This is a genomic window from Streptomyces sp. NPDC001137, assembly GCF_040298885.1.
Taxonomy (GTDB): domain Bacteria; phylum Actinomycetota; class Actinomycetes; order Streptomycetales; family Streptomycetaceae; genus Streptomyces.
In genome coordinates, this window is the sequence record NZ_JBEPBA010000002.1 from 251,300 (window position 1) to 264,075 (window position 12,776).

Genomic DNA, 12,776 nt, shown 5'->3' on the forward strand with positions numbered 1-12,776 from the left:
AGTGCCCGAGAGTGAAGGTTTCCCGCCAGGGACCGATCCGGACAGGGCGAGCGTCGCCCGTGTGTACGACGCCCTGCTGGGCGGCGAGCACCACTTCGCCATCGATCGGGAGGCGGTGGCCGCCATCACGGCCATCGAGCCCCAGGCGCGCACCCTGGCCCGGGCGAACCGCGCCTTCCTCGGCCGGGCCGTGCGCTTCCTGGTCGAGTCCGGGGTACGGCAGTTCCTCGACCTCGGCTCGGGCATCCCCACCCAGGGCAACGTCCACGAGGTGGCGCAGGCGGTCAGCCCGGGAGCCCGGGTGGTCTACGTCGACAACGACCCGGTGGCCGTGGCGCACAGCGCGTCGCTGCTCGCCGGCAACCCGGACGCGGACATCGTCGACGCCGACATCCGGCGGCCGGCCGACATCCTGGCCTCGCCGCAGGTGCGCAAGCTGATCGACTTCGAGCAGCCGGTCGCCGTACTCATGAACGCGATCCTGCACTTCGTCACAGCGGAGGAGGACCCCGCCGGCCTGGTGGCCGCCTTCCGGGACGTCCTGCCGGAGGGCAGCTACCTGGCGATGTCGCACGGCACGAACCAGGACCGCCCGGACAAGGCCGCGGCGGTGGGCCAGCTGTACCGGTCCAGGGCCACCTCGCCGGTCATCACCCGCTCCCACGACGAGATCCTCGAACTCTTCACCGGCTTCGACCTCGTGGAACCAGGCCTGGTCCACCTCCCCCTGTGGCGCCCGGACCCGGACGACGTGATCCCGGACAACCCGAAGGAGTACTGGGTGTATGTGGGAGTCGGCCGCAAGGCCGGATAGTCGGTCGAGGAGACCTGGTGGGTTCTGTCATCGTCTGTGGATGCTTGTCGGCTCGGCGGGCGGTCACCCGATCAGTGGGTAGTGGCAGGCGACGTGGCGTCCCGCGGGCGTCGGCGCGAGCCCGGGGCGCTCTACCGCGCAGCGTTCGCGTGCGTACGGGCAGCGGGTGCGGAAGGGGCAACCCGTCGGCTTGTCCACCGGGTTGGGCACCTCGCCGGTGAGCACGATGCGTTCCCGGGGCGGTGCGGCCGCCGTGCTGCCGTCGTCGATGTCCGGCACCGCGGACAGCAGCGCCTGGGTGTAGGGGTGGGCCGGGGCCTCGAACAGGGCCTCCGCATCGGCGAGTTCGACGATCTCGCCGAGGTACATGACGGCGATCCGGTCCGACACATGGCGGACCACGCCGAGGTCGTGCGCGATGAATACGTACGTGAGCGCGAACTCCTCCTGGAGGTCGGCGAACAGGTTCAGCACCTGGGCCTGGATCGACACGTCGAGCGCGGACACCGGCTCGTCGGCGACGATCAGTTTCGGGTTCGTGGCCAACGCCCGGGCGATTCCGATGCGTTGCCGCTGGCCGCCGGAGAACTCGTGCGGATAGCGGTCCAGATGCGCCGTGGCCAGTCCCACGACGTCGAAGAGCTCGGCGACCCGGTGCCGGACCGCGGCGGCGTCGCCGTAGCGGTGCACCAGCAGGGGCTCGGCCACGATGTCCCCGGCGCGGCGGCGGGGATTGAGCGAGGCCTGCGGGTCCTGGAAGACCAGCTGCATGCCCGGGCGTACGGGGCGCAGTCGGCGCGTGGACAGGGTGCTGATGTCCTGCCCGTCGAACTCGACCCGGCCACCGGTGAGTTCGGTCAGCCGGACCAGGCAGCGACCCAGGGTGGACTTGCCGCAGCCCGACTCGCCGACGATGCCGAGGGTCTCCCCGGTGCGGACGTCGAGCGAGACTCCGTCCACGGCGCGCAGGACCTTGCGGCGCCGGGAGAGCGGGTAGTGCTTGGTGACGTCCGTGGCGCGCAGCAGGACATCGCCCGCAGGAGGCGCCTCCTCGTTCACTGCCACGATGTCCTGTGCCGTCACGACGCCGCCTCCGTGTTGATGTCCGCCGGGCCGCTCGCCGCGGCCTCCGGATCCGTGCCCGCCGGGCCGCTCGATGCCGCCCGTGCCGTCAGGCGCAGTGCCGCGCGGTCGTCCGGCGGCAGCCAGCAGGCGTCGCGATGGGTGTCGCCGGAGAGCGCGGGGCGCTCCTCGCACCGCTCGTGACGCAGCAGGCAGCGCGGTGCGAACGCGCACCCCCGCGGAAGGGCGCCGGGGGAGACCGGCATGCCCGCGATGGTGGGCAGTCGCCGCAACCGGGGGCCGCCGACGCGGGGCACCGAGTCCAGCAGACCCCAGGTGTAGGGGTGCCGGGGGCCGTGGAACACCGCCCGGCGCGGGCCCTCCTCGGCCGCCCGGCCGCCGTACATCACCAGGACCCGGCCGGCGATCTGGGAGACCACGCCCATGTCGTGCGTGATGAGGACGACGGCCGCACCGCCCGCGTTCAACTCCCTCATGAGGTCGAGGATCTGGGCCTGGACGGTGACGTCCAGCGCGGTCGTCGGTTCGTCGGCGATGAGCAGCGCGGGGCCGCAGGAGAGAGCCATCGCGATGACCGCGCGCTGGCGCATGCCACCGGAGAACTCGTGCGGATAGGCGTTCACCCGGGAGGCAGCGTCGGGGATGCCGACGTCGGAGAGCAGCTGCACCGCGCGGGCCTCGGCCGCTTTGCGGGAGACCTGCTCGTGCGCCCGTATCTGCTCGGCGATCTGCCAGCCGACCGTGTACACCGGGGTCAGCGCGGTCATCGGGTCCTGGAAGACCATGGCGATCTCTCGGCCTCGTATCGCCCGCATCTCCTTGTCGGGAAGGGCGAGCAAGTCCCGTCCGCGGAAGTGGACCTCGCCCGACACCGTGACGTTGGGGTTGGCCAGCAGGCGCAGCACGGCCAGCATCGACACGCTCTTGCCGGAGCCCGACTCACCCACCACACCCAGGACTTCGCCCGGTGCGACGGTGAAGGAGAGACCGTCGACGGCCGTGACCGGGCCGGTGCGGGTGCGGAAGGAGACCCGCAGGTCGCGTACGTCCAGCAGGGGTTCAGGCATGGCGGGCCCTCGGGTCGAGTCGCGCGTACAGGATGTCCACCAGGGCGTTGGCGAGGACCACGAAGAAGGCGGCGTACAGGACGGTCCCCATGATCACGGGCAGGTCGAGGTTCTGCAGGGCGTCGTAGGTGAGCTTGCCGATGCCGGGCAGGCCGAAGACCACCTCGGTGAGCAGTGCCGCACCGCCCACCAGGGCGCCGAAGTCCAGGCCGAACAGCGACACGATCGGGATGAGTGAGCAGCGCAGGGCGTGGCGCAGCAGGATCCGGCGCTCGGACAGGCCCTTGGCGCGGGCCGTGCGGACGTAGTCCTCGTTGAGGGCGGTGATCACCTCGCCGCGCAGGAGGCGGGCGTAGATCCCGGCGTACAGCAGGGCCAGGGTCAGCCAGGGGAAGAGCATGTGCAGCGCCCACTGGCCGGGGTCCTGGCCCAGACCGACGTACCCGGGCGGCGGCACCCAGGAGAAGACCGAACCGTGCAGCTGCTTCTGGGTGATGAGGTTGACGACCTCACCCAGCCAATAGGCGGGCAGCGAGACGCCGACCACGCCCACCAGCATGATCAGCGGGTCGGCGGCCTTGCCGCGCAGGGTCGCGGCGGCGGTGCCCATGAGGATGCCGGCGACCATCCAGATCACCGCGGCGCCCACGACCAGCGACAGGGTCACCGGGGTGGCCTGCACGATCTGCGGGATGACCCGGGCGCCGCGGTTGACGAAGGACTCCAGGTCGCGGTCGACGAGCAGGTGACGCATCATCAGCAGATAGCGGATCGGCATCGGGCGGTCGAGGCCGAAGGAGTGCCGCACCTGGGCGAGGGTGGCGGGGTCGGCGTTGCGGCCCGCGATACGTGCCGCGGGATCGACTCCCGGAGTGGCGAAGAAGATCAGGAACACCAGGACGCTGATCGCGAACATCACCAGCAGCGCCGAGGCGAACCGCTTGAGGGCGAAGGAGACCATGCGTGTCACACCCCTCCGCGCAGCCGGGCGCCCGGGTCGAGGGCGTCGCGCACCCCGTCGCCCAGGACGTTGAGGGCCGCCGTGGTCAGCGCGATCAGCAGGCCGGGGGCGATCGTCACCGTGGGGCGGGTGTAGAGCAGGCCCAGGCCGTCCTCGATGATCGTGCCCCAACTGGCGTCGGGCGGTTGCACGCCGACCGACAGGAAGGACAGCGCCGACTCGGTGAGCATGGCCAGCGCGGTCATCAGCGGGACGAAGACGATCGCCGTGGGCAGCACGTTCGGCAGCACCTCGCGGCGCAGGATGCGCGCGGTGGGCGCGCCGGAGCCGACGGCCGCGTGGATGAACTCCTTGTTGCGCAGCACCAGCACCTGACCGCGCAACGGCCGTGCGATGTACGGGACATAGATCGCCGCGATGATCGCGACGGGCAGCCAGAGGCTTCCCGCGTCGACGGTGAGCGGGCCCAGCCTGAGCCCGTTGGTGAGCAGCACCACCGACAGACAGATGGCCAGCAGGTACACCGGGAACGCCCAGATGACGTCCAGGACCCGGGAGATGACGGAGTCGACGACGCCGCCCGCATACCCGGCGACCACCCCGACGGCCGTACCGACGACGCAGGTGAGCAGGGCCGCGGTGACTCCGATGAACAGACTCGTACGGCCGCCGTAGAGCAGGCGGGCCATGACGTCGCGGCCCTGGTTGTCGGCGCCGAGGAAGTAGTGGGCGGGGTCCCAGGTCGGGCCGATGGGTGTGACGCCGAGGCCGAGGCCGGTGCTGCTCGGGGTGAGCACCGGCACGGTCCTGCCGTCGACGACCGTGGTGCCGGAGACATGGGACTGGAACGGGTCGGTGTGGGCGATGTGGGACGCGTACAGCGGCGCGCACAGGGTGGCCACGACGACGATCAGCAGGACGACGGCCGCGGCGAGCGCCGACCTGTTGCGCACCAGGTCGGCGGCGGCCGTCCGCCAGGGGCCCGGCGAGCGCCGGGCCTCAGCGGTCGACAAGGGCTCGGCGCCGGTCACTTGACCCACAGCTGCCCGACGAGCATGTAGAACTGCTTGCTGAACTGGTAGTTGCCGACCCGCTTCGAGGTGAAGTCGACCAGCTTGGGGTTGATCAGCGGGACGAGCGGCGACTCGCCCATGAGCTGCTGGTCGATGGCGCCCCACTGCTGGTTGGCGCTCTTCTCGTCGGTCTGCGCGGCCTTCAGCGCCGCGTGCATCTTCGCGTCGATGCCCTTGTCGCAGAAGCCGGAGATGTTGATGCTCGAGTCGCTGCCGGGGTGGAACGAGGCACAGGACAGCAGCACGTTGAGGAAGTCCGAGGCCGCCGGATAGTCCTGGTACCAGGACGTCAGCGCCAACTGCACCTTGTTCTTGGTGTTCTGGATGTAGGTGAACTGGATGTTCGGCGACAGCGGCTTGAGCTTCGCCTTGTAGCCGAGCTGGGTGAGCAGGCTCTGCAGGTACTGCCCGATGGACTTGTTGACGTCGTCGTCCTGCACGACGATGCCGACCTCCTGTCCGGCCGTGCCGGACTTCTTCACCAGCTCCTTGGCCTTGGCGAGATCCGCGGCCTTCCAGCTCGTGCCGCCGCCCTTGGTGTAGTCGCACGAGTCGACGTGTCCGGGGAAGCCCGGCGGCAGGACCGTGCAGGCGGGAGAGGCGAGGTTGGTGCCGCCGTACAGCCGCACCACGGCGGCCCGGTCGACGGCGTAGTTGATCGCCTGGCGCGCCAACTTGTTGTTGAACGGCGCCATGTTGACGTTGAGCGTCGCGTACCAGAACGCGGTCAGCGGGTTCACATGGGTCTGGGAGGCGTACTTGGTGCCCATCTCGTTCAGCCGGTCGGTGGGCGGCGCGTCGAACATCCAGTCCGCCTGGCCGTTCTCGACGGCGGTGACCTCGGACTCGACCGTCTGCCCGAAGGTGTAGTCGATGACGTCCGGGTAGCCCTGCGGCGACGCCTGCCGCGACCACTCCTTGAAGTGCGGGTTGCGCACCAGCTTCAGCTCGCGGTTCGGGTCGTAGGAGGCGGCCGTGTACGGGCCGGTCGACGGCAGCGGCTTGGTACCGGCGTCCTTCGTGGGCGAGTCCTTCGGTACGACACTGGCGTGCGGGACGGCCAGTTTGTACGGGAACTCGGGGTCCGCGGCGGTCAGGTTGATGGTGACCGTGTTGGTCTTCGCGTCGCCGATCACGCCCTTGGGCAGGGTGCAGGAGGCGGGCTTCTTGATGCAGGCGTCGGCGCCGACGATGCCGTTGTAGAAGGTGCCGGCGGTGGGGCTGGAGACCTTGAAGATGCGCTGGAAGGACGCCACCACGTCATCGGTGGTCAGTGCCTTGCCGTTGGAGAAGGTGATGCCCTTGCGGAGGGTGAAGGTGTACGTCTTGCCGCCGTTGGTCACCTTCGGCAGCGCCGCGGCCAGGTCCGGGACGACGGTGAACGACTCCTGTCCGCCGACCTTCTTGAACGCGAGCAGACCGTCGTACATCGACTGGTACAACTGCCAGTACTGGAGCGTGTAGTTGACCTGTGGATCGAGTGTGCCGGCGGCCGCGTGGGCGGTCAGTTTCAGGGTGCCGCCCTTGTGCTGCGGCTGGAAGGCGGACGATCCGGAGCCGGAGGAGGACGCGCCCGGGTTGTCGGAGGAGCCGCCGTCGGAGGACGAACAGGCGGCGGCGGTCAGGGCGAGGGCGACGGTGGCGGCGGCGAGCGCGCCCCGTCTCGTGCTGCGGGACATCGCAATGAACTCCCAACAGGGAAAGGGCCGTTGACTCAGTCGGTGGAGTCGAGGAAGGAGCCCACGACCCGGAGGTAGAGCTCCTCCTCCTCGACGTGCGGCATATGGCTGGAGTGCTCGAACATGTGCCAGCGCACATCGGGGATGTGGTCGGCGAAGGGGCGCAGGGTCTCGGGGGTGGCTTCGTCGTGGCGGCCGGACACCAGCAGGGTGGGTGCGTCGATCAGGTGCAGCCGGTCGATGACGGACCAGTCCTTGAGCGTGCCGACGACATGGAACTCGTTGGGCCCGTTCATGGTGTGGTACACGGTCGGATCGGCCGCGATGTTGTCCCAAGTGGCCTGTACTTCGGGCGGGTTGGGCGTCAGACGGCACACGTGTCGCTCGTTGAAGACCTGCTCGGCGGCGCGGTAGCCGGGGTCGTCGGTGGTTCCCGCGGTCTCGTGCGCGAGCAGGGTGCGCTGGACCTCCGGCGGCAGCTCGGCGCGCAGTTCCGCCGCCGCCTTGAGCCACAGCTCCATGGACGCGGGGGAGTTGGCGATGACCAGGCCGCGCAGTCCGGACGGTCGCCGTACGGCGTGCTCGGCGGCCAGCATGCCGCCCCAGGACTGGCCGAGCAGGTGGTAGCCGTCGGCGATGCCCAACACCTTGAGGAGGTTGTCGAGTTCGTCGAGGAAGAGCTGGACGGTCCAGAAGTCGGCGCCCTTGTCGGGCAGATGGGTGGACAGTCCGGTGCCGAGCTGGTCGTAGTGCACCACCTGGCGGCCCTGCTGGGCGATGTTCGCGATGCTGAGCGTGTAGTTGTGGCCGGCGCCGGGTCCGCCGTGCAGGACCACCAGGGGTGTCCGGCCCGGTTCGCCCGTGATCCGGTACCAGGTGGAATGGCCGTTGAAGTCGACGGTTCCGGTGCGGTTCGGTTCGGGGATCGCCACGAAGAAGCCTCCCAGACCGGCCGGAACGAGTCGGCCGCTGGCTGAAACGGGGTGGGTGTGACGGATGAGTGAGATACTGATTGGGTAAATGGTCAGCGCACAAGACCTTTTAGCGGGGCCGGGCCAAGAAGTAACGGCGTTTTTACGTGGCCTGTGTGCGTTAACAGAAGCGGCGAACAAGGGGGAACGAGCTGACATCCGTACCTGAGGCGTCCGAACCGGGAGGCGAGTTCTCGCGGGTGCTCGACCGTGTCCTCCTCGGCGGCGCGCCCTCGCCCGAGCTGCGCCCGGTGCGTGTCGCGTCCGCCGTCGACGAGGTCTGCGACCGGCTGCTCACCGCGATCGCCGTCGGTGACTTCCTGCCGGGCGAACGGCTGCCGGTGGAACGGGAGTTGATCCAGCTGCTACGGGTCAGCCGGCCCACCGTGCGCGAGGCGATCGCCCGGCTGCAGGCCGTCGGCGTCGTGGAGATCCGCCGCGGCCGCAACGGCGGGGCCTACGTCCGCGACAGCTGGACCGAGTCGACGGCGGCCGCGGTGCGGCACACCCTGGTGCCCCGCTGGGAGGAGTTCGAGCAGCTCTTCGACCTGCGCGGGCTGGTGGAGGGCATGGTGGCCGCGACGGCGGCCCGGCGCCGCGGCTCCCGGGACCTCGACACCATGCGGGACGCCCTGACCGCGTACCTCTCCGCCCGCACACCGCGCGACGAGCAGAGCGCGGACAGCGCCTTCCACCAGGCCGTGTGCGCCGCCACGGGCAACCCGCAGATCGTCATGCTCAGCCGCGGCCTGCTCGCCCGGATCAGCCTCGGCTTCCCCGTCGAGCCTTGGGGCAGGGGCGAACGGGCCGACTTCCACCGCGGCGGCGAGGACCACAAGGCGCTCTATGAGGCCATCGCGGGCGGCGAGCCCGAGCGCGCGGAGCAGATCGCCCGGCAGCACTTCATGATCAGCGCCGAGATGATCCGTGACGTGCTGGCCCGGGTCCGGGGCGCGGCGCCGTCCTGACGCTCACGTCCCGTGGCCGTGGCGGGGGCGCAGGGCTATGTGCTCCCGCTCCGTGGCAGACGAGATCCTCCTCGGCGCGCCCGTCCCGGCCGGTGATCACGAAGGTCACGTGCTGGACCCGCTCGGCACGCAGGACACCGGCGGTGGCCGCGGCCACGGTGAAGCCGGCGCACAACAGCAGCGGGGCGGCCCTGGCGGCCGGCGCTCCGACCGTACCGCTCGTGGTCTTCTGCACCAGCGTGCGCCGGGCGAGGTCGGGCGAGCGCACCAGGGCCGGCGAATCGACCGCGTCGCCGGGCGCGGGCGGCCCGTCCTTGACCGTGATGTAGTCGGGGCTGCCCGCCTTGAGGGCACGGGCCTCGGCCGGTGACTCGGCCAGGACGATGGCCTCGGCCCCTCCGGCGAAGGCCCAGGACCCGTGGTGAAGGCCCGCATGATCGGCCAGTTCTTTCGCCCAGGTTGTCGATTTCGCCGATCGACCTTCGTGTGGAGGGTGGAGGGCCGGTGCCGGACCGGCCCGGCAGAAGGGCTGTGATGACGATGACCGGAGTATCCACGCTGCTCACCGGCCGGGGCCTGGTCGAGTCACCGCGCTGGCACGGCGACCGGCTGTACTTCTCCGACTGGACCGCAGGCGAGGTCGTCGCCGTGGACCTCACCGGCCGCAGCGAGGTCGTCGCCCGGGTGGCGTCGCTCCCGCTGTGCACCGCCTGGCTCCCGGACGACGACCGCCTGCTGATCGTCTCCTCCGCGGACGGGCGGCTGCTGCGCCGCGACCCCGACGGCAGCCTGGTCACACACGCCGAGCTCGGCGCACCCGGCTGGAACGACATCGTGGCGGACGGCCGCGGCAACGCCTACGTCAACCGCGTCGGCTTCGACCCGACGGCCGGGGAGGACGTCAAACCCGGCTCAGTCCACCTGGTCGGCCGCGACGGCTCGGTGCGCGAGGTGGCGGACGACATCGCCTTTCCCAACGGCATGGCGGTGACCGCCGACGACGCCACCCTGATCGTCGCCGACTCCTACCGCCGCCGACTGCTCGCCTTCGACATCGGGGCCGACGGCACCCTGTCGCACCGGCGCGTCTGGGCCGATCTGGGCGAGGGTGCCCCGGACGGCATCTGCGTCGACGCGGAGAACGCCGTCTGGTACGCGGACGTGCCCAACCGGCGGTGCGTGCGCGTCGCGGAAGGCGGCACCGTCCTGGAGACCGTGGAGCTGGACCGCGGAGCCTTCGCCTGTGTGCTCGGCGGACGCGACCGCCGCACGCTGTTCATCACCGCGGCCCACTGGCAGGGCATGACCGAGACCGAGATCGTGGCCCCCGGAACCGGTCAGGTGCTCGCGGTGCCCGTCGAGGTGCCGGGAGCGGGACGGCCGTAGCAGGTGCCGCCCCTGCCTCACAGGAACGGCGTGCCCGCCCCGGCATGGTCCACGCCTTCCTCTCCCCGGCCGAGGCCCGCCATCACCTCGCCGTACAACGGGAGATGGCCGACGGCCGTTACCCGTTGCCCGACGATGTCACCACCGGGGACGAGGCCCGGCTCCTCGACGACGCGCTGTCGTCCGGGGTGCGCGCGGCGTATCTCGTGGAGGGGGAGGGGGTGGTCGACCCGGAGGCATTCGCCCTCGGGCTCGGACAGGCGCTGGCCGCGGCCGGTGTGAAGGTCCACGAGAACGCGGAGGCGGTGGGCTTCAGGACCGGCAGGGGCATTCAGGGGAGCCAGGTCGCGGCGGTGCGCACCACCTTGGGCGAGATGCCGTGCAAGGCCGTCGTGATCGCGGGCGGCATGCGCTCCGCCGGCCTCCTGGGCGCGCTGGGACACCCGCTGCCCCTCCAGGCGGGCAAGGGCTACAGCTTCTCCGTGGATCTGGACCCCGCCCCCCGGCACACGCTGTACTTCGGCGAACGCCGGGCCGTCGCCTCACCGATCGGCGGCACGACACGGATCGGCGGCACGATGGAGCTGAGCGGCAACAACAACCGTCTCGACTGGCGCCGCGTCGTCGCCGTCGCCCTCGCGAGCCGGCACTACCTGGGCCGCTGGTTCGACGACCCGGACGACCTGGTCGGCCTGATCCGCGACCCGTGGGTCGGTGGCCGCCCCTTCCTGCCCGACGGCCTTCCGGTCATCGACCGCGTCCCCGGCCACGCCAACGCCTTCGTGGCCACCGGACACGGCATGCTCGGCGTCACCCTGGGCCCGGTCACCGTGGCGCCGACTCACCGAGTACGTCTGCACAGGCCGGCGTCCCGAAGCCCTGGAACCGTTCCGCTTCGACAGGCTGCGCCACTGATGCCGGCGTGATTCAGTGGGCCGGGTGGCGGTCTCGCCGCAGAACCCGGGAGGAGCCGTATGACGCCGGCCGAGGAGCGTTTCGACGACCTTGTGAGCGAGCTGCTGGGCCTTCCCGGGGTCACTCCTCCCGGCGGCTCCGGCTCCGGCTTCGGCCGGAGCGCGCTGCGGGTGCACGGCAAGATCTTCGCGATGCTCGTCCGCGGGCAGTTGGTCGTGAAGCTGCCCAAAGAGCGGGTGGACGCGCTGGTCGACGCGGAAGAGGGAGACAACTTCGACGCCAACAAGGGCACCCCCATGAAGGAGTGGTTCGCTCTCTCCCCGGAGTCCGCCCTGGACTGGTCACCCCTTGCGCGGGAGGCCCTGGCGTTCGTCGGCGGGCAGCAGAAGCGCCCAGCCGGCGGCTGACGGCGGCCTCCGCGGCGACCGGGCAGCTGCCCGGGGCGGCTCAGTGTCCCCGCAGCGGATTGGCGCGGGCCGCCGCAAGCAGATACCAGGCCGTGGCGCCGACGTGCCGGTACGGGTAGTAGCCGAAGCCGAAACCGGTGTCCAAGGGACTGCTGGCCGACACCACACCTGAGCGTTCGGGCAGGGCCTTGCCCCCGACCGTCTGGCCCGCGCCGAGCTGGTCCTGGGCCCGCTCGATGGAGGCGATGAGGCGCGCGGCCCGCCGTTCGTCACCACTCGCGCAGCGTTCCCGCAGGGCCAGGGCGAGGTGGGCGGTGCCCTCGAACCACACGCCGTTGCGGTCGGGTTTGGGCTGGGAGGCCGCGATGGGCGAGCTCTCGTCCGCGAGGAGGGACGCCGAGCTGAAGGTCACCCCCTCGTACGACTGCCCGGCCGGGACGGTGCTGTTGGGCCGGTCGGTGGTGTCCAGCACCGCGAGTTGGTCTGCCGCCCAGTCCACCGACCGGGCGCGGCGGCGGTCGTGGAGGGACAAATAGCTCCAGGTCTGGGTGTCCTCGGGCACCGGCGAGGTGTTGACGGTGACGCCGTCGTTGCTGCCGGTGTAGAAGAAGCCGCCGGACTCGTTCCACATCTTGTCGAGGAACGCCTGCGCGCGGGCCCGCCGCTCCAGCCAGACGCCGTCCCCGGTGAGCCGGGCGAGACGCGCGAAGAGGCAGGTCAGGTCGATGTTGTGCTCGGTGGAGGTGAAGGGGAGCTTCTGATCGCTGCCGTCGACGCCGAACTTGTAGCCGCCGAGCGGTTCGTCGGTGCGGCCGTGCGCCTCAACCCACTCGCCGATCCGCACGGCACCCGTCAGGAAGCGCGCCGCCCCCGTGCGGGCGGCCAGCGCCGCCAGCGCGATGCCCGCCCAGGCCATGTCACCGACGGCCGTACCGGTGAAGCCGAACTGGGTGCCGACGTTCACGGTGCCGTCCGCACGCACAAAGCCGTCCGGCTGCGGTGAACCGTCGTAGAAGACGTACGGCCCGACGTTGTACGCCTGCCGGAGTCGGCCGTCCGTGTGCTGCGGGTCGTGGGTCTGTGCGTAGAGCAGTGCGTCCCCGAGAGCGATGGCTCTGGCGCGCGAACCGGGGGCGGAGTGGGCGAGGTGGGCCAGGATCGCGAGCGCGTTGTCGTAGGTGAACGCCGTGCTGAAGAGCCCGGCCTGATCGGTGTAGCTCTGGGCCAGGCGGATGCCGCCGTGGTCCGGGTAGCCGTCCATGGCCGCAGCGAGGAAGGCATGGCCGCGCATCCGGGCATCTTCCGCCCCGGCGGCGGGAGTTGAGCCGGTGGCCGCGCGAGCCGTGCCACTGCCGAACACGGCCAGGGCGGCAGCGGCGCCCCCGGCCCCGATGACCGTCCGACGGGCGATCTCGGCCATGGCTGCTCTCCTCGGGATCGGTGACGCTGCTG

13 protein-coding genes are annotated in these 12,776 nt (G+C 70.9%); 5 read left to right on the forward strand and 8 right to left on the reverse strand.

The annotated features are described in order from the left end of the window. Position 1 precedes the first annotated feature (1 nt). Positions 2-814 (forward strand): SAM-dependent methyltransferase, encoded by an 813-nt coding sequence (locus ABT254_RS04105; RefSeq protein WP_351463272.1) that lies wholly within the window; start codon positions 2-4, stop codon positions 812-814. Between the two features lie 63 nt (positions 815-877). Here ABT254_RS04105 and ABT254_RS04110 read toward each other — a convergent pair whose 3' ends face one another. The 6 genes from ABT254_RS04110 to ABT254_RS04135 are packed head-to-tail and all read right to left on the reverse strand — an operon-like array spanning position 878 to position 7,609. Further along, a complete protein-coding gene (locus ABT254_RS04110; RefSeq protein WP_351463274.1) occupies positions 878-1,897 on the reverse strand; it encodes an ABC transporter ATP-binding protein in 1,020 nt (339 codons plus the stop codon). After that, positions 1,894-2,964, reverse strand: coding sequence for an ABC transporter ATP-binding protein (locus ABT254_RS04115; RefSeq protein ID WP_351463276.1), 1,071 nt, complete (start codon positions 2,962-2,964; stop codon positions 1,894-1,896). Before ABT254_RS04115 ends, ABT254_RS04110 begins: the two co-directional genes overlap by 4 nt. Next, positions 2,957-3,925 carry an ABC transporter permease gene (locus ABT254_RS04120; RefSeq protein ID WP_351463278.1) on the reverse strand — a complete coding sequence of 323 codons (969 nt, stop codon included), beginning with the start codon at positions 3,923-3,925 and terminating at the stop codon, positions 2,957-2,959. Before ABT254_RS04120 ends, ABT254_RS04115 begins: the two co-directional genes overlap by 8 nt. 5 nt (positions 3,926-3,930) lie before the next feature. Next, complete coding sequence (locus ABT254_RS04125; protein ID WP_351463280.1) at positions 3,931-4,965, reverse strand: ABC transporter permease; 1,035 nt, start codon at positions 4,963-4,965, stop codon at positions 3,931-3,933. After that, positions 4,953-6,677, reverse strand: coding sequence for an ABC transporter substrate-binding protein (locus tag ABT254_RS04130; protein ID WP_351463282.1), 1,725 nt, complete (start codon positions 6,675-6,677; stop codon positions 4,953-4,955). The genes ABT254_RS04125 and ABT254_RS04130 overlap by 13 nt, the downstream gene beginning before the upstream one ends. Positions 6,678-6,712: 35 nt before the next feature. Further along, positions 6,713-7,609 carry a proline iminopeptidase-family hydrolase gene (locus tag ABT254_RS04135; RefSeq protein ID WP_351463284.1) on the reverse strand — a complete coding sequence of 299 codons (897 nt, stop codon included), beginning with the start codon at positions 7,607-7,609 and terminating at the stop codon, positions 6,713-6,715. Positions 7,610-7,848: 239 nt separating this feature from the next. On the opposite strand from ABT254_RS04135, the gene ABT254_RS04140 reads away from it, so the two are divergent. Next, positions 7,849-8,616, forward strand: a complete 768-nt coding sequence (locus tag ABT254_RS04140; protein ID WP_351463286.1) for a FadR/GntR family transcriptional regulator — start codon at positions 7,849-7,851, stop codon at positions 8,614-8,616. On the opposite strand, the gene ABT254_RS46480 is transcribed toward ABT254_RS04140, so the two are convergent. Next, the gene (locus tag ABT254_RS46480; RefSeq protein ID WP_502971925.1) at positions 8,558-9,169 is read right to left on the reverse strand and encodes a 2-phosphosulfolactate phosphatase; all 612 of its coding nucleotides are present in this window, start codon (positions 9,167-9,169) and stop codon (positions 8,558-8,560) included. The genes ABT254_RS04140 and ABT254_RS46480 overlap by 59 nt on opposite strands. Between ABT254_RS46480 and ABT254_RS04150 the strand changes: the two genes are divergently transcribed. Genes ABT254_RS04150 through ABT254_RS04160 form a run of 3 tightly spaced genes read left to right on the forward strand, consistent with a single transcriptional unit; the run spans position 9,157 to position 11,324 of the window. After that, complete coding sequence (locus ABT254_RS04150) at positions 9,157-10,002, forward strand: SMP-30/gluconolactonase/LRE family protein (protein ID WP_351463288.1); 846 nt, start codon at positions 9,157-9,159, stop codon at positions 10,000-10,002. The genes ABT254_RS46480 and ABT254_RS04150 overlap by 13 nt on opposite strands. Positions 10,003-10,046: 44 nt before the next feature. Continuing rightward, positions 10,047-10,928: an NAD(P)/FAD-dependent oxidoreductase gene (locus ABT254_RS04155; protein ID WP_351463290.1), complete on the forward strand. Its 882-nt coding sequence runs from the start codon at positions 10,047-10,049 to the stop codon at positions 10,926-10,928. Positions 10,929-10,976: 48 nt separating this feature from the next. Next, complete coding sequence (locus ABT254_RS04160; RefSeq protein WP_351463292.1) at positions 10,977-11,324, forward strand: hypothetical protein; 348 nt, start codon at positions 10,977-10,979, stop codon at positions 11,322-11,324. Positions 11,325-11,364: 40 nt separating this feature from the next. Here ABT254_RS04160 and ABT254_RS04165 read toward each other — a convergent pair whose 3' ends face one another. After that, on the reverse strand, positions 11,365-12,744 hold the full coding sequence (locus ABT254_RS04165) for a Tat pathway signal sequence domain protein (protein ID WP_351463294.1): 1,380 nt from the start codon (positions 12,742-12,744) through the stop codon (positions 11,365-11,367). Positions 12,745-12,776: the final 32 nt, after the last annotated feature.

Bases quoted from the DNA above. Each gene is read 5' to 3' on its own strand.
- ABT254_RS04165 (WP_351463294.1), bottom strand. From the start codon at position 12,744: ATGGCCGAGATCGCCCGTCGGACGGTCATCGGGGCCGGGGGCGCCGCT.
- ABT254_RS04120 (WP_351463278.1), bottom strand. From the start codon at position 3,925: ATGGTCTCCTTCGCCCTCAAGCGGTTCGCCTCGGCGCTGCTGGTGATG.
- ABT254_RS04115 (WP_351463276.1), bottom strand. From the start codon at position 2,964: ATGCCTGAACCCCTGCTGGACGTACGCGACCTGCGGGTCTCCTTCCGC.
- ABT254_RS04150 (WP_351463288.1), top strand. From the start codon at position 9,157: ATGACCGGAGTATCCACGCTGCTCACCGGCCGGGGCCTGGTCGAGTCA.
- ABT254_RS04130 (WP_351463282.1), bottom strand. From the start codon at position 6,677: ATGTCCCGCAGCACGAGACGGGGCGCGCTCGCCGCCGCCACCGTCGCC.
- ABT254_RS04155 (WP_351463290.1), top strand. From the start codon at position 10,047: ATGGTCCACGCCTTCCTCTCCCCGGCCGAGGCCCGCCATCACCTCGCC.
- ABT254_RS04160 (WP_351463292.1), top strand. From the start codon at position 10,977: ATGACGCCGGCCGAGGAGCGTTTCGACGACCTTGTGAGCGAGCTGCTG.